Raw genomic sequence first — 16365 nt, forward strand, 5'->3', positions numbered from 1 at the left:
GTTGGCTTCCATCCCCCCCTACTCCACTATCGCTTTCAACAACGCATCCCGTGCATCCTGGTAGAACTGGATGTCGATCTTTGTTGCCATGTCATCAGATAGGTCATACAGCTGGCGCCTGGCTGTGACAGGCATGAGCAGCACGCTGGCGCCCTTCTCTACCGCCAGCTCGGCAATATTCACTGCGCTGCTAATCGGCTCAATCGAGCCGCCAAGGTTTATCTCGCCGACGACGATCACTCCGCCCTTCACCGACTTTTTCAGCAAGCTGCTACACATTGCAATCAGCGCCGCCATGCCCAGTTTAGAACCGCGTTTGGCGGCGTCGTAGGCTCTGAGCTGAACAGAGAACTCATGGGCGCGTGGATCGCGGTCTCCGATGAGCTGAGTCGCTCTGGAATACAAATTCTGCTCGGCATAGCGCAGCGACTCCTTGAAGGCTGCGGGCGCCGGATTATTGAGGATGCGTACTCCAGAGCCAGGGCCTTCATTCACCTCGATGCGATACAGGCCAGCGTTGTCGTCGATGTCCGCCCCACCTTCGCTGACGGTCCAGATCTGGCCCGGCTCCAGTGGGTCATCACCGATTTCGTTGTCGGCGCGAAGCTCCGGCGTAGCCACGAACTTCTCGACCCCATCATCACCAATGAAGTAACTAAAATGGGTGTTACGAAACTCGGCGGCTCCGACTCGCTTTTGCTGTTCCTTGACCCGGCGCCGTACCTCAAGCCCTAAACGAGTAGCCCATTCCAAATCTTCGTCGGACACAACCATGTCCTGCCCTGGATACATCAGTTTGAGCAAGCCGGAGACGGTTTTGTTGACTGCATTGGTATCGCGGCCACTTAGTGCTCCGCCCAGGTGAACGCGATTCTGCATGGCAGATACGCGGCTCTGGAAACGCAGGCGACTCATACATTCGGAGAAGAAGTCACTGACCAGGCCAAAGTGATCGGTGGTCAGAGTCTTGTTCATTTTAGGTACATCCCAGCCAGGTAGATAGCAATGGATACGGTCCATCCAGGCAGTGTCATCACGCATCTCTGCTGGGAGTGGGCCAAACAGATGACCTACTCGCTGCTGGTGCTCGACATCGACATCGAAGTTACCGACAAACACCATGGAGCCATCGGCTCGAATGCTTTCCTTCCCACGACTGAACTCGCCGGACTCCATGTAGCCCTTCATGATGTTGATCCCTTCCTTGGTATCGAAGGAGATCCCGCTGACCTCATCAAAGCAAACAACATCGTACTGGCAAACCAAGCCGCGCTGCCCGCTGGCGTTGTTGACGAACATCTTGGCGATGGTCGCCTTGCCGCCTGAAATCAAATGCGCGTAGGGCGATATTTGCTGAAATAGGTGGCTCTTGCCTGTGCCCCGCGGCCCCAACTCGACCATGTTGTAGTTGCGCTCAACGAACGGCACCATGCGGAGCATTATGGCGTCTATAGCTCGCGGTGACAGCGCGCTTGGTTCCAGGCCGATGGAGCGTGTGAGGAAATCTCGCCACTCTTCGCTGCTGAATCGTGTACGTGCCTCTGCCATGATATCCAACACATTGCGCTTGGACATTTGGATGGGGCGCAACTCTGCAATGCCAAAGGCGTGCCCCTTTTCCTCAGCAATGATGCTGTCGTACTCCAGCGTCACCTCAGCATAAAAACCACCGGTCAGCAGACGTTCGTTGTCATCAACAATTTTGTCTGGGATACGCACACGATTGAGATTCAAGCTGGGCAACGACGCCAGGTAGCCACCTTCCTTTTCTACAAACCGCACGCTGACAATATCGATCAGTTTGGCAGAGCCGGTTTTATAGGCACGTGCCTTGAACAGCTCTTCTTCGCCGGCACGCACGGTACGATCGGACAGCTGTCGCTGAACGATTTCCAAACCCTCTTCGATTTCGATGGGATCGGTTGAGGCGCAATATCTGCCCAGCATAAACTCGACGACATAGGTCGGAACCGGAAATTGACGCGCAAAAGTGCGCACCAGGTCTTTGCGAACTAAGTACCCCTCAAAGACCTCCGCGGACTTACGGTCCAGCGTATCCATTTCCACTTACTCGTCTCCTACCAGAGTTGGTTTTTTCGCCAGCACGTTGCCCTTGTCATCCAGCAGCACCAATACAGCAGTAGTGCCCTCATACTGGTCATCTACCAATAGAGTGCACTTGCCTTCTTTTAGCGGCTTGCGCTTGGTGATCTCTGAATCCGGGTCAGCCGGGTGCGTTCTGAGTACCGCCAGTACCCCTTCAGCACTGGTTTGCGCCTGGACTTTACAGGTCAATCCCACCCAGCGCAGATCCGAGAGTGTTGCAGAGATCGCTGAGGTAGTGACTGAGACTTGTGTGCTGCGTACCTCTAGCACCGGCGTCAAACACTCCTGCAGGCTTAGGCCACCGTGATCATAGTGCTGTCCTGCCTTGAAACTACAGGCACCTGGAGCCATGGCAATACTGACGGCACCGTTCCAGTACCAACCTACCTGTTGATAACCGCTGTCCACAGAATCCTTGATGACCGCGCAGCGGCCCCAGCGCGTTTCGGTCAAGTGTTTGGGCAATTCGACCTTCACCATCGGTGCGGGCGTCAGCATCCAGCCATGGTCGGTGACGATGCGAATTTTGCGCCAGCCTGCAGCCAGGAGCTCTTCAACCCGCTCCACGACTTCAGCCAGTAAGGTATCAATTCGCGCCGCCAGCTTGAGCCCCTTCACGTGGCCTTCTTTGTCAATATCGCCGCTTTGAACCCAAGCATTGGACACAGGATCGCCTGAATCGCCCTCATCCAAATATTGCCAGCCTTTTTCCTGCAGAAACTTCTTCAGGTAATAAGCTGAGAAGTCCTTGTCTTCGTCTAGCAAGCTGGGCTCAAAATCCCGATCGGTGGTTCTGCCAGTCAATCGGTTATGCACCGGCGTTACGGCTGCTTTCGCGGTCGACGTCACTGAAGGCAAAGCTGCCCAGTTTGTAGAAAGCGTTACTGCTCCCAATCCTTGCAGAGCCTGATTCAGACGCTGGGCAATGTCGTAGCGTAGGCCGTCTACGAAAAATACCACTTCACCACCCACGGCATACTCAGCCGTGGCTTCATTCACCTGGTTGCTACCCGGATAGCCCCTAGATTTGATCACACCTTGGAAATTGCGCGTCACCTCATCCAACCATGGGGTGTAGATCAGCGCGAGGATCTGCTGCACAAGAACTTGCTGGCTTGCGGACAAGGCGAAAGCCAAGGCTTTGAGCATCTGATCATCAGCCTGCCAATAGTGCTCCCGATACTGCGCCGCCATTTCCTCTGCATCAACGCCGGAGAAGACCTTTGTGGTCTTCTGAGCCACTTGGCTCAGGTGACCAAGCACGCCTGCCAACGGAGCCAGACCAAGCTCAAACCAAATCCAAGTACGCCGTTGTGCATGCCGTTGCTCAAGGGTCTGCAGGCTTTGGCGAACCTGAGTAGCACCTTGCTCAAGCAACTGCTGTAGCGTCTGCTCCAGGTATCCCTCTTCACTCAAATTGATAGCCGGATAGCTTTCACCGCTGGAAGCCAAATCAGGCTGGACCTTGAGCATTAACTGCGGCAAGAACGGGTAGTGGCGGCAAGACTCAGCATAGCGTTGCCAAACACCGTCCCAGATACCCTGGCGTTGGCACAGCAATTCGGCGGCCGTCAACTCTCCATCCTGTTCAGGATTGAAGTGGTATTCGGTTTCGCAGATGCCGACCAGTGCCTGCCAGCGTGATCCGTCCCAGCGCTCACGGCAGCTTTTGCTGTCATTCATCCAACTGAGCAAGTCACGCACTGGGTCACTACTTACCAACTTGTTGAAATCAGCCGCTTCCAGTCGGCGGTTGATCAGCTCATCACGTTCGCTTTCCAAAATCTCAGGCAAAACGCGTTGCATGGCTTGTTGCGATTTCTCATCTTTAGCTACGTCCAGCCCGGCCCCGCCGTTACTAGAGATCAAAAAGGCGTTCACCGTCCAATCACGGCCAGAGTTGTTATAGATCCACCAACAACCCCGGTACTGAAGCTCAGCCAGCGGCTTCAAGGCGTCCGGACAGGAGCCAATAGCACTTAGGTCGCGGCGCGACACACCCGGTAAATATAGAATCGGCGTTCGATCTGCTGGCAGCTCGATGTTGGGCAGAGCATTTTCGACCACACACTTAATCCAGATGGCTGGGCCAATTTTCTTATCGGGGCCGTAGTCACCTAATACAATCAGCTCTGGCATTGCAGCTTGCAACAATGGCAGTGCCGGCTCCCACTGGCGCAGCGTGTCAGTCCACAGGATCACGCTGGGAGCAACTTGTACATTGGAATTGTAGGCAGCGCTGTTCCGGATTTCGGTGGCCAGCAAATCGATCAGTTTCATTTCAATCCTTGGGATTCATTAAGCAGGCTTGATCATGCGACCGTAATAACCAATGGATACTTCGCCTGTACCTCTAGCACCAGCTGTACCGTTCTCGCCTCCAGCTTCTCCACGGTCCAGCTGTCCTCCGTGGCAAGTGCTTGGTTCAGATAGAGGCCGTTGTTGTAGCCAACCTCTCGGCCCTGGCTGTCGGTGCGGCTTTGCTTCTCAGCAAAGCTCTTATTGCCCAGCGCGCTGTTATAGCCCGAGATGGTTAGGTTACCCAGGCAGTGGGCGTAGGTCTGACGGTGTTGCTCGGCTACGTATGCATCCCCATCGGCAATCATCTGCACCCAACTGCTTGGGATATTTTCACCCTGAGGAAAGATATGCTCGATGGTCCATACGTACTGTTTGCCTTTCAGCGCCCACAGATCGACCTGGGTTTCGCGAGTCATGCGGCTTTCTTCAAGGGCACAGAGCACAAAGCGACAGACCGCCTTATTGTCTTCGTAGATCGGACCTTTGAGGCTTTTCTCGAACTGCTCATCACTCGCGCTTTCAGCTTTAAGTGTGTGCTGAATATGACTGACCACATCTCCAGCACGCAGCTCCCGAATGGTCTCAGCCACATCCATGAAGATACGGGTCAAATCACGGGTAGGCGGCAAGTCGGTCGTATTGCGCCGAACAAAGAAGGCAATCAGAAAGCTCACGACCTGTTCAAGGTGCTCATGCTTCAGTTCCAGCTCGGTTTGGCGCTCCATCAGCACCATCAGCAGTAAATAAGCAGCCGCTCCTTGGATGCGGTCCAGCGAGAGCAGCAGGCTAGAGAGTTTTGGCTGCTCAGGCACAGCACGGTAGCCGACGATTTGGGCATAGCGGCTGGACAGGCGAATCATGGAGTGCAGAAAGCCCTCAGCATCATGAGCGATCAGCTTTTCATATACCTGCATCAGATTCGACTTAGTGGCCACCGGTACTGAAACGATATTCTTTAAATCGGGTTTGAAGCCGTTGTAGTACTGGCGGAAGAAACGCTCCTGCACGGCATAGTCATCACCCAGGGCGTCAATCACCTTCTTCCAGCGGTTGTACTGCGTATCGATGCTGCCGGGGTCTTTGGACTCCAGCACTGCCAGTAACTTGTTCTTGATCAGGTCAATGGCCGTAAGTGGTACACCGCGATTGTTCAGCGACTCAAACAGGGTATAAGCGTCAGAGTGTCCGGCGACTTCAATCTTAACCAGGGTGGCGGTGTTTACCTTCTCCAGCAGGGCTTGCAAGCTGGCGACGCGGTCAACGCTGTGCTCCAGGTACAGTTCAATCCGACTGATAAAGTGTCGGAAGGCTTTCAGCACCCGACGGTTGCCCGCATTCGGAACAGGACCCACATCGTCCAAAATGCCGGCCTGTCCGAGCACCGAGAAGTAGTCATGTTGGTTGTTGTTCTGCACCTGGGGAATCAGACGTGGCTGATCCGGTTTTTTCTTCAGCACCAGTTTGTGCTTGAGGTTATACAGCTCAATCTGCTGCTCCATAACCAGATTCGGCAGGATGCGATAACTCTGATAAATAGCCGCCAGCAGCAAAGACAGCGTGGTCATGCGCTGTTGTCCGTCTACCAGCTCCAGGCTTTGCACCGTCAAGGCATCTTGCGACTGATTGATACAGATGATCGAACCCAGGAAATAATGCAGTTCGTTATCCAGTAAGTCCTCGAATAGCGCGTCCCATTGCGCCCGACTCCAGGTGTATTCACGTTGATAGCGGGGAATGGCATAGACCACCCCGCTTTCAATATCGAGCAAGGTGGAAACCGGGTAGTTGTAGACGGACTTGATCATGGGCTAGCTCCTTGCCGCCTGTTTTTCAGCCAGTGACAGATGGTGACCGTTAATCCGAGCACCTTCACCTTCGTCGTATTGCAAGCCGAGGGTGTACCAGGGGGCGGATTCGACGTCTTTGCCACGGTCTTTGGCCCATTTAATATTGGGCATCCAGCGCAGGACGCCGGTACCTTTTTTGCCGACGTCGCGGGCATATAGGAATGGGCGGATGTTGAGGCGGACGCCGTCGTTGAGGTCGGGAGACCAGCCAATGGGTTGTCCGGACAGGGGTTTCCAACGCACGAAAATGTCGTAGGGTGCTTCGCCTGCGAGGATGGCTTCGAGCTCGCGCTTAAGGCCTTCGGCGGCGGCGAGGCGCTCCTGCGCTCCGTCTTCACCGCTGGCTACCCCGCTTTGCTGGGTGCGGATCCAGTCGCCCAGGTAGGTGAAGATCAGGCGTTCGAGGCCGGCTTTGTTGAGCTTATGGTAGTTGACCAGAGCGCTGAAGCCATCTTTGAGGCCATCCCAGATGTGCCAGATAAACGGCCGGTGCTGGAACAGCTTGCAGTGCTGTTCGAAGAACTTATCGCGTAACCAGAGGCTAAGGGACTTGCTACCAACGGCGTCCAGCAGACGGTTTTTCAGAGGTGTAGTCCAGGCATCGCCGTAGGCCGCTTGCAGTAGAGCTTCCACGCGCTGGTCGGCGGCCTTTTCACCGCGCACGGCTGGTAGGCAGACGATGCCATCGTCGTCCGCATAGGCATCCAGTGCTTGGCAGCGCTGTACCCACTTACGCTGCTCTGCGGACAACTCCATTGCCGGGTCCAGTTCCGCCGGCCAGCGGTAACCGAGCAAGCGGGCGACGACGACTTGCAGCACGCTGTCATCGACCCGCAGTTCACCGATAGCGGTCCACTTGGTTTGTTCGTCCCAGATTACTGAACCGCAGGGATGACCGTGAAAGATCCATTGAGTGGGATCGTTGGTGTATGGCTGGGGTAGGCCGCTGGGGTATTGCTCTTCGGCGATTTTGGTCCAATAGTCGAGGTCAAACGGGATTTTAACTAAGGTCGCATTGGTGACTTTAAGAGACTGGTCTATATCGCGAACAGCATCGTTGTACTCCGAAGAAGAGCAATAACTCCAAATGGCACTCAGATGGCGCTTTTCCTTTGGAACAATAACAGCCACGTTCTGGTGAAATCGCTCCTGACCGTAGTGAAACGGATACAGAGTCCCCATCCGGTGAATGGCTACTCCAGCTTTACCTAGCGCTTTTAAACCCTTTGTCGGATAGGCTGTGGCCAAGGACAGCAGCAACCCTTCACCCTTTTCCCAACGAACGAGCCAAGACATGCCAGCGTAATTCGTAAAAATTTCTGGAGTTGCCTGCATGTACTCCCAGATATCTTTATTTATTGAGCTGTGCTCCCAAATTGCAGTGACAAACATCGGATCATCACTGGTTTGTAGGCCAACCAATCCTTCAGCGTAACTCCCAAGCAAGGGTAGTTCTGACTCATCTCCGAAGGCCACTCTCGCATCGGGATTCCCCAGCTGCTTACCCTGTTCCACAGCCCTCACAGCATCCCCCAACAAGCCCGATGCCTTCTCCGCCACTGTGCGCGGTTCGGACACGTCCACACCACGAATCCAGTTGCCCTGCTCGCCACGGTGCAGTAGATCCGCCGACTGTCCAGACATATTGCCACGGCTCAAGGTTAGCAGTTGCACATTGAAATCCCACATGGGAGTCTGGAATGCCTGCGCCCCCAGGCGGGCAATCAAATGCCAGCTGTCGTTTTGCAGCAGCTTTTCCCGGAACTTGCGGTAGCTGGTGAGGAACAGCCAGTTCTGCGGCAAAACGATGCTGGCCGTTCCTCCCTGCACACAGAACTCCAGGCAGCGGTCGAGAAAGACCGTGGCGAGATCGTTCTTGCCTGCGGGGTAATAAGCCTCGCAATACTCTTTGAGGGTATCGTTCTGCTTGCCCCGTGCAAGATAAGGCACGTTGGTGATCACCCAGGTGTATTGCCTGGCCAAAAGCTCGGAGGCCTTAACCAGGCCTTGTGCGACGATGCCTGCTTCCAGGCGGTTGTTGTGGGCAGACACCTCAGTCTCAGCATCGATCTGCTGTTTAGTCTGCTCTTGCGATAGCACCTCGCCTAACAGTTGCTGCAACTCACTCCACTGCGTGATTTGCGCGGCCTTGCTGCGACGTGGATTGATCAGGCTGCCGAGTACCGGTGCGTCTTGAAAGGTCTGATACATCCAGTCCAGGGCGATGGTCAGGTTCTGCTTGCCGGCTTTACGACTAAGTTCTTTCCATTCGTCGCGGGCGGCGGAGATGGACAGGCCACTGCAGGCCAGATGCAGTTCCGGCAGACTGCGGTAGCCACCGGTCTGTGGGTAGCGCCAGGCTTCCAGCGCCACGGCAAAGGCGGCCAGTTCCACACAGCGCTGGTCCAGCTCAAGGCCATGCAAGTTGTCACTAAGCACCCGATCGATGGCTTGCTCCGCCGAAAGGTTCTCGGCCCGCATGCGCATGGGCACCAGCATCAGGAAGGCGGCAACCAGGAAATGGCCGGAGCCGCAGCAGGGGTCGAGGGCTTTCAGTTCGCTCAGCTGCTTGGGCCAGGCATCGAAGGTGCCGGAGGCGGGTTGCCATAGTTTTGTAGTGTCGTCCTGCACAAAACGCAGATAACTCAGCTGCACACCGGGAATGGCGGCTTTGTCGCGCAGTTCCTGCTCGCTGCTGGCGTGCTGCCAGTCGCTGTCGCTCAGGCGCTGGCTGGCCCACCAGGCACCTAGGCTATTATCCAGCAGAAAGCTGACCATGTAGGGCTCGGTGAATAGCTGAGTGACCGGCGAGAGTTCGTCGGCACCGATTTTGACCTCGGACTTGTTGACCTCTTCCTTCCGCTTGCTCTGCCAGAACTGATAGACCCAGCCGAGGCTGTCTTGGGCCTGGAAGGTTTCTAAGGCCAGGCCAGTGACCAACTGCTCCAGACTGCGTTGATGCTCGGGGGCAAACTCCAACTCGAACACTGGCGAATCGATGCGGAAGATCTGCGGCAGCATCTTCGAGGCCAAAACCCCTGCCAGCTCCCAACCGCTTTGGCAGCGGCGTTCCAATTCGTCGCGGGCCACATCCGGGTCTTGCACCAGCTCGTTACATTCGGCCAAGGTCAGCGGCGTGTGCTCGTCGTACATGAGCAGGTGGTTCTGCTCCAGAAAACGTGCAAACAACATGCGGTGCCAGTGTTCGTAGGCAACTTCGGTGACCAGCTTGTGGATTGATTGTTGGCCGCTGGCATCTTTGCCATCACCTTGCTGGCGGCCGTGGGCGCGCAGACAGATGCGCAGTTTGCGCTGCTCATTGCTCAAATAGTCCGCCGGTTTGGCATCACCTACGCTCAGTCGCTTGAGCGCCTGGGTGGCAGCCTGCTCGGCGATGTCGCGAGCTTTTACTACGGTGGCTTCCAGCGCACGGCGCATGGTTTTCTCGAGAGGTTGTCGAATCATGAGAAGGTCACCGGCCCATCGTTAAGTTTGTCAAGGATCTGTTGCTTGACGTCAGCCAGCCAGGTGTCGACATCCAATTCAGTCTCGAAGGTTTTGCGTGTCAGGTTAATGCGCTGCAGCTTGGGTTGCAGCAGTTGCACGGCTTCCATACGAGCGTTTTCGAATTTACTGGCCAGCGATTCAGTGCGGTCGGTCCACTGTTCCAGGCTGACGTCGTTGAGGCTGTCAATAATGGCGACTGCCTCATTTATTGCTGGCTGTTCCAACTTGAGCAGCTTGCGTTTATCGAGGATCGCGTGTTGCTGCTCCGCGCTCAGTTGCTGCCAGTGGCTGTCGGTTTGCAGTTGGGCCAGACACTCGGCATGGCGGGCCAGGTAAGCCTCCACATGGAACTGAATGGCATCGCGCAGCTTGTTAACCAGTTGCTGGGTCAGGCCAGATACCGGATTGGGGTCATCCAGCAGGGAGCGGTGGCTGACGATTGCATCCACTTCTGTCTGGATGGAGGCATGGAAGGACAGGCCGCGACTGAGGTCGAGCAGACCTTTTAGCAGAGCCCAGTCACTGCGCCGCGCTTCGATGCGCTGGGCGATATTGGCCCAGTCTTTGATCGCCTGCTTGATCGCATCTTGCTCATCCAGCACATGCTTGAGTTGTGCGTTGCCGGAGTGGCGTGCCAGCTCGTCGAACAGTCGGCAGTCGGGGGTTTTCGGCAGCGGCGCTTCCCCCCCCGCTCGCTTGGCCAGCTCACGACCTTTTTCAGCCAGAATTGGCAGTTTGATGGCTTCTTCACCGGGCTGACAGTCGATACCGCTACTACTGAGTACACCGCGTATCTTAATCAGGTCTACCGGGCGGATGGTGATGCTTTCCGGCTTGAAATTGGTTTGAGTGATCTGCTTGCGCTCTAGCGCGGTCGCGGTAACCGGATTGTTGCGGCTGTCATAGGCAATGAGAATACCGGCAGCCATCAGGATGGCGAGGCCACCATCGATGGCGTCCTGTGGCCAGCCGTAGGGGGCTGCCAAAAAGTGCTCGCGGATCTCGCTGCCTTTTTTCGACACCCCAATGTAGCGCTTGATGGCAGCGCACACAGGTTGCTGTTCGGCATCACCGCTGTAGCTAAGTACTTCCAGGGCGTTTTGGCCGCCCTCTTTGCTCGCGCGGTCATAGACCTTGCCCCAACCGGGGTGGTCAGCAGCATCGAAGTCGCGATAGAGGCGAATCAACGAGGCCCGCGCGGCGGTTTCTACCCGTTCGGCAATTGTGTTGCCGTCGACTTCGTTACCACCGGCCTGTAACACTTGCACGCCGTCGAAGATTTCGCGCAGCAGTGCCTGTACCTGCTTTTGCGCATCGCGATAGCGGGTGTCCATAGCGCCGCGAGCATCTTTACCGGCATCGGTGTTGGGGAGGCCGCGTTTTTCCAGGGTGGCGTGCGCGGCGTTTTCGGCAATGATGGCGTTGGTCAGCTCGGACCGGTTGCGCGCCGGCACAAAGACAAAAATGGTCGGTTCACCTGCCTGGCGGCTGCGGGCATCGGAGAGGAAGCTCTTTTCATCAATGCTCCAGCCATCCTGTACCCAGGTGTAGATTTTTTCTTTGGCGTCTTTGGGAAGCTCAGCGTCGAAGCAGGGGATTACCTGGCGCGGCTCGTTGCACTTGCCTTGGGTGAGACGCACCTGAGCTATCTGGCGGCGCAGCTCTTTGTGCAGCAGGTCGACACGGATGTTTTCGATGCGCTGCATATTGCCACGCAGATCAGCCTCTTCCTGGCGCAGTGTGTCGTACCACTGAGCGCTTTCCTGGGTTTGTAGGCGGAACTCGGTGCCGATGCTGGTTTGCATGGGCATAAGCAAACCTTCGTCGGCTAATGCCTGCAGCAGTTTTGGCACGCGGGTGCGAATCGAATCTTTACCGTTGTTGAGGTCATCAATCAGCAGATCGGCAAGCATATCAGCGGTGGACCGCACACCGCAGTCGGCAGTTGGATCGCTAGGTAGTTTGCCAATCAGCAACACCAGCGCCAAGATTCTTGACTTGAGTTGCTCGTCCGCGTTACCGGCAGACAGCCGTCCGATGGTTTCCGAAACCTCCTTGGAAATAACCCCAGTTTGCAACAAGTTGACCGCGATCTGATTGTAGATGAAGTCCGCCGGTACCACATGACCCAACGGCTGGTCGGCGGTGGCCTGGGCAGCTTCATGAATGACCTTGAGCTGGTTGCGCAGCTGCGAGACCGTGCCGGTGGTGTCGACAATACGCAGCACCCGCTCCCAGAAGCGGCGGCGCACAGGCAACAGTGGGTAGTCGGCCAGCATGACTTTTTCGTCATCCTGGTGGTGCTCGATTTTGGTACCGCGCAGCTGGCGGGAAATTTCGCCCAGGTGTAATTGCAGCACCTGCTCCAGCTGCGGCTTGGCCGAAGCTTTTTTCTGCAGGATGACCTTACGGATCACAGACTCGACATCGGTGTCGGATAACTGAATCGGAATCTGGAAGCGGCCGAGTAGACGCTGCAGATTAGGCATGCCCGACAGGGCGCTCTGGCCGGTAGCAACAAACAGCAGCTTATTCTGGAATATGGAGTGCTTGCAGCAGGTTTCTACCACTTCCTGGACTTGGTGCGCCTTGTCGGTATCGGAGCCGACGTACTGTTGCACCTCATCGAGCACCACCAGGGTTAGCGGAAACTGACCTTGCGGAGCTAAGGCATCGTGGATGGCGTCGACCATCTGCTGGTTAGTGACATCCTGGACGTTGGGGTACTGCTCGCGCAGCAGCTGGCGCACACCTTTGACGTCATCGCCCAGGGTGCTGTCCACCTCAAGCAGTGCCCCGGCAATGCTGCGGGAGACGTAGAGATCTTCCAGCTCGTCGTCCCAGCTGTCGCCTGCGGTTTCGACCTTGGCTTTGACCTGATCAAAGATACCCTGCTTTTTCAGCCATAGCACAAAGCGGGCCTGATGGTACTGCTCGGGCAGATCGGCGGACTTGAACACGATGTTGAGCAACGCCAGACGCACGTTGTTGTTGGCGCCGGAGCCCAGAGTACCGGAGGCGGCATGCAGACCGCCGTGGCGGTTTGCGGCGTTGCTGAGCTCCTTGAAGTGATCTTTGACCTCCTGCGGCAAATCGGCAATATCGCGAGCAGAGACGCCATCGCTGAACCGCTGGTTAGTCCACAGCGCGCGTAGCATTTTGGCCAGGTGCGATTTACCGGAACCGAAGAAGCCAGAGATCCACACGCCGGGCTGTTCGTGCTGGCTACCCAAATTGCGCAGGTAGGCAGACAGAATCTTGTCGAGACCGGCTTGGTACTCACCATCGCAGACGAAGGTTTGCAGTTCGTAACGCAGGGTCTTGAGTGCCTGGGCTGACTGGTCGTCCTTTACTTCGGCGACGCCGTTGTTTTCCAGACGGTTCTGCTGGGGGTCGAGCTGGTAAATCTCGCGGTTCAACATCCTGGGCGTACTCCCTTTGCGCCTACTGCGCCAATCTGTGCGTTAGTGTCTTTATGCGACTGAATTCAGTTATCAGCGGTGATCGCTGTAGCCTGGTAACCCCAGCCGTCGCGGGCATCGAGCAGGCGGTAGCCGTTATTGATGTACTCGCCTGGGAAGAGCACCAATAGGCGCCCTGGAACATGCTCCGCCAGCTGTTTAACAAAGTCAGAGACGGAGGCAAAACCAAACAGGGTGCCGCAGCCCATGAGTGCGACGACGGTCTTTTCATCGGCTTGGCTGTTGATTCGTTCTGCTAGCTCTTCGACCGACTGGCGGACAAAGGTCTTGTACTTGGGAGCTAGGGTATCCGGGTCTTCGAAGTAGTCTTCGCGGTATTTCTGCTTCGCCATCCAGTCAGAGAACAGGCGGGTAATATCCAGCTTCAGCCAAGGGTGGCCGGCGCTTTCGGTGGCCAGTCGAAACTCTTCAACCCCGGCACGCAGTTTGAGCTCGTCTTCTTTGTGGTAAACGGCAAACAACACCCGTTGTTCATTGGCCAAGCCCTTCATCCAAGGCAGGCTGATATGGTTGGCGTAGCTCTTGATAAGGCGGTTCAGTCGGTTACTCATGCAACCAGTACTCCTCTTCCTTGCTCAGGTAATCGGGAAAAGTCACTTCCACCACCTCACTCGAGTGTTTGAAATTAATCATCCCGCTGTAGCTGGCCAGACGGGCCAACTCCAGCAATCGCTCCTGGCGGCTGCTGAGCAGGTGGGTCCATTTGCTGGTGAACAGCCGATTACCGGTGGCTCCCTGCAGGTAAGCGAGAAATAAGGCAAACACGACGTTGACCGGGCGCACCTCTGGCTCGGCACGGCGCTTTTTAATGCGCCCTGTCAGAAAGCCCGCATTCGTCCAGGTGCCGTTGACGTTCTGCGCCAGTGATTTGAGCATCGCTTTGCTGTAGCGATCCGGACACTGCTCATTCAATGCCTGCTCCATGTCTTCTCGGGGTAGCGATTGACCTGGCACGAGCGAAAGGATCTTGTCCTGGGACAGGCGCAGCAGCGGGTCCCGAGCCAGCGCCATTTGGCAAGCGAGCATGGGTCTTGCCGATTCGTCGCTTTCCCATAAACGGCGAAAGGTCCGAAACAACGGGATAGTGATATCCATGCCATAAAGGTCGATGAGATGTCGCCACGTCAGTTTTCTTGCCTTCTCGGTCGGCTTATGTAGGACGTTGAATAGCTCTATGTCTTCCTGGTATTGGGCGGAGATTGCCTCAACGCCGCGACCATGAAACAGCTCGGTGATCTCTGCCAGCATCATAGTGCGGGCGGAATGGGCACCGTTGCGGCCGAACTTGAAGCCGAATTTTTGTTGGGATTCAGTCGAGCTCATCAGAGGCCATTCTCATCGTTAAAGCCTGGGGCAATGTACAGGTTGACCTGGTTCGCGACCCCCTCGGGGTCACGCAACGCCAGTTGATACTCATCAGGGTGCAATGATGCCTTGGGACTGCAGTCAACGCCCCAACGCCGCAGCAGATAGCCGGCCATTACTGCCCGGACTGACAGCTTGATGGATTGCCCGGATTCGAGACCGTAATCCAGCTCGATGGCACGGGAATAGGTCGCGCGGGGGTGCGGGATCAGCTCCAGCTCCACTTCACGATTCCACTCCCGATCCTGAGCCAAAGACTCAACCGTTGCATCGATCAAGCCGCCCACTTCGTCTGCGACGGTGATGCGGGTCAGCACAAAATCCCTGAACTCGGAATGCGCTCTACAGTAGGCGCGCGTATGCCAGCGCTGGCCAGTATTGACCAAGCTGTGCGGCACAATTTCACGTGTAGATTCACCGTTGCTAACAGACACATACCGGATAGTCAGCGCCTTGGCTGCATATATGGCACGAGATACCGCTGCCAGAATATCTAGATCGGGCTGATTTAGTATCGGCGCAGAGTCAACAAGAATCGGCTGGTCGCAGGCTTCCAACCCCACCCCTTGGCCCCAGGTCAGGGTTTGCAGGGTATGTTCACAATCATAGATGAACAGCGGCTGGAAGCATCTAGCCCGGCGATACACCTTGTCACTGTGATCATAATCCAAGTTATCAGGTGCCAACTGACGGTAGAGAGTGAAGTCCCGAGTGGCGTTTGACAGTGCAATGCCAAAGCGGAGAACCAGATCCTGCCGGGACACCTGACCACGAAAACGCGCTAGGAAATCGATCTGCCAAAGGCGTTCGCGTTGATTAGGTGAGGCTCCACCCGGTGCCAGATTCGGCATTTAAATTGATCCTTGTCCACACTGCCATCATTAGTCATGCTAAAAATGATGATAACAGGGCATCTGAGCGACGAACCAGGGATTTCGATAACGTTGGCACCTCTACTCGAGTCAAGTCCAGAGGCGTGGTTTAGCTCCTGCTGCATCCAAAGGCATGATGGTTGTCCCCATACAACTTCGTAGCTGACTTGCACAGGTAGCTGGCGCGGTAGAACAGACCCGGCAGCACGTCCTCATCGCCGGCACGCAGATACCGGTTTAATCGGTACTCTGCGTTGCGAGGGATCTCGACCAGCCCGTCAACTTGATCGTCAGGCAGGCCCAAAGCACTGGCCCATGCCTCCTCCATGCGACTAAAGATCCTTGGTCGTCTGGATACAAGCCGACCTACTGCCCGGTACGCATCTCGATTGAGCAATATCACCAGGTGGAAATGAGGCCTGTTGCCATGCCCCACTTCTCTGGCCCAGACGTAGCGGACCTTGCAGTCATGAGCGTACAGGCTCCGCTCACGGGCCTTGTCACGGTTATGCTCGATCTTCGCGCTGAAGGAAGCTACGAACCTACTTATGACCTCATTCGTGTACGCATATTCAGGTAGATCGACTCCGAGCGGCAGACGGAGATCCACTCTAAAGGCCAGTACTCTGGAGTATTGGCTAAGAGCCAAATCTATGGTGCGCTTCAAGCGGGATAGGTATTGCCGAACGAAGGGGCCTTTCTCGACCATGACTGGCAAGCCTTCGAAGGTGTCTTCGAGGTGCAGATGGAGATTGGTGTTATCGGGATGTCGAAGCATGGTTATGACGTAAGCGAACGGGCATTACAGGTTGCGCAACGGCAACCAGTTATGCGGCAACAACTCGGCGATCTCACTGGCGCGCTGCGTCGGCAGCCGCATCAGCA

General features: G+C 56.0%; 10 protein-coding genes. 1 reads left to right on the forward strand and 9 read right to left on the reverse strand.

The genetic code is table 11. The features are described from left to right. Positions 1 to 18 precede the first annotated feature (18 nt). The 9 genes from brxL to ACXPVS_RS02585 form a co-directional block, all read right to left on the reverse strand. A complete protein-coding gene (gene brxL, locus ACXPVS_RS02545) occupies positions 19 to 2061 on the reverse strand; it encodes a BREX system Lon protease-like protein BrxL (RefSeq protein ID WP_259155459.1) in 2043 nt (680 codons plus the stop codon). 6 nt (positions 2062 to 2067) lie between these two features. Continuing rightward, positions 2068 to 4386 (reverse strand): BREX-1 system phosphatase PglZ type B, encoded by a 2319-nt coding sequence (gene pglZ / locus ACXPVS_RS02550; protein ID WP_458508501.1) that lies wholly within the window; start codon positions 4384 to 4386, stop codon positions 2068 to 2070. A gap of 32 nt (positions 4387 to 4418) precedes the next feature. Next, positions 4419 to 6212 (reverse strand): DUF262 domain-containing protein, encoded by a 1794-nt coding sequence (locus tag ACXPVS_RS02555; protein WP_458508502.1) that lies wholly within the window; start codon positions 6210 to 6212, stop codon positions 4419 to 4421. Between the two features lie 3 nt (positions 6213 to 6215). After that, a complete protein-coding gene (locus ACXPVS_RS02560) occupies positions 6216 to 9719 on the reverse strand; it encodes an Eco57I restriction-modification methylase domain-containing protein (RefSeq protein WP_458508503.1) in 3504 nt (1167 codons plus the stop codon). Continuing rightward, on the reverse strand, positions 9716 to 13183 hold the full coding sequence (gene brxC / locus ACXPVS_RS02565; RefSeq protein WP_458508504.1) for a BREX system P-loop protein BrxC: 3468 nt from the start codon (positions 13181 to 13183) through the stop codon (positions 9716 to 9718). The genes ACXPVS_RS02560 and brxC overlap by 4 nt, the downstream gene beginning before the upstream one ends. Before the next feature lie 65 nt (positions 13184 to 13248). Then, complete coding sequence (locus ACXPVS_RS02570) at positions 13249 to 13794, reverse strand: BREX protein BrxB domain-containing protein (RefSeq protein ID WP_458508505.1); 546 nt, start codon at positions 13792 to 13794, stop codon at positions 13249 to 13251. Continuing rightward, a complete protein-coding gene (locus ACXPVS_RS02575; protein WP_458508506.1) occupies positions 13787 to 14566 on the reverse strand; it encodes a hypothetical protein in 780 nt (259 codons plus the stop codon). Before ACXPVS_RS02575 ends, ACXPVS_RS02570 begins: the two co-directional genes overlap by 8 nt. Beyond that, positions 14566 to 15459, reverse strand: a complete 894-nt coding sequence (locus tag ACXPVS_RS02580) for a WYL domain-containing protein (RefSeq protein ID WP_458508507.1) — start codon at positions 15457 to 15459, stop codon at positions 14566 to 14568. The genes ACXPVS_RS02575 and ACXPVS_RS02580 overlap by 1 nt, the downstream gene beginning before the upstream one ends. 130 nt (positions 15460 to 15589) lie before the next feature. Further along, the gene (locus tag ACXPVS_RS02585; RefSeq protein ID WP_458508508.1) at positions 15590 to 16258 is read right to left on the reverse strand and encodes an inovirus Gp2 family protein; all 669 of its coding nucleotides are present in this window, start codon (positions 16256 to 16258) and stop codon (positions 15590 to 15592) included. On the opposite strand from ACXPVS_RS02585, the gene ACXPVS_RS02590 reads away from it, so the two are divergent. Then, on the forward strand, positions 16160 to 16365 hold a 206-nt coding region (locus ACXPVS_RS02590; RefSeq protein ID WP_458508522.1), incomplete at its 3' end, for a hypothetical protein. The genes ACXPVS_RS02585 and ACXPVS_RS02590 overlap by 99 nt on opposite strands.

The sequence above is a fragment of the Pseudomonas sp. Ma2-10 genome (genome assembly GCF_054330215.1).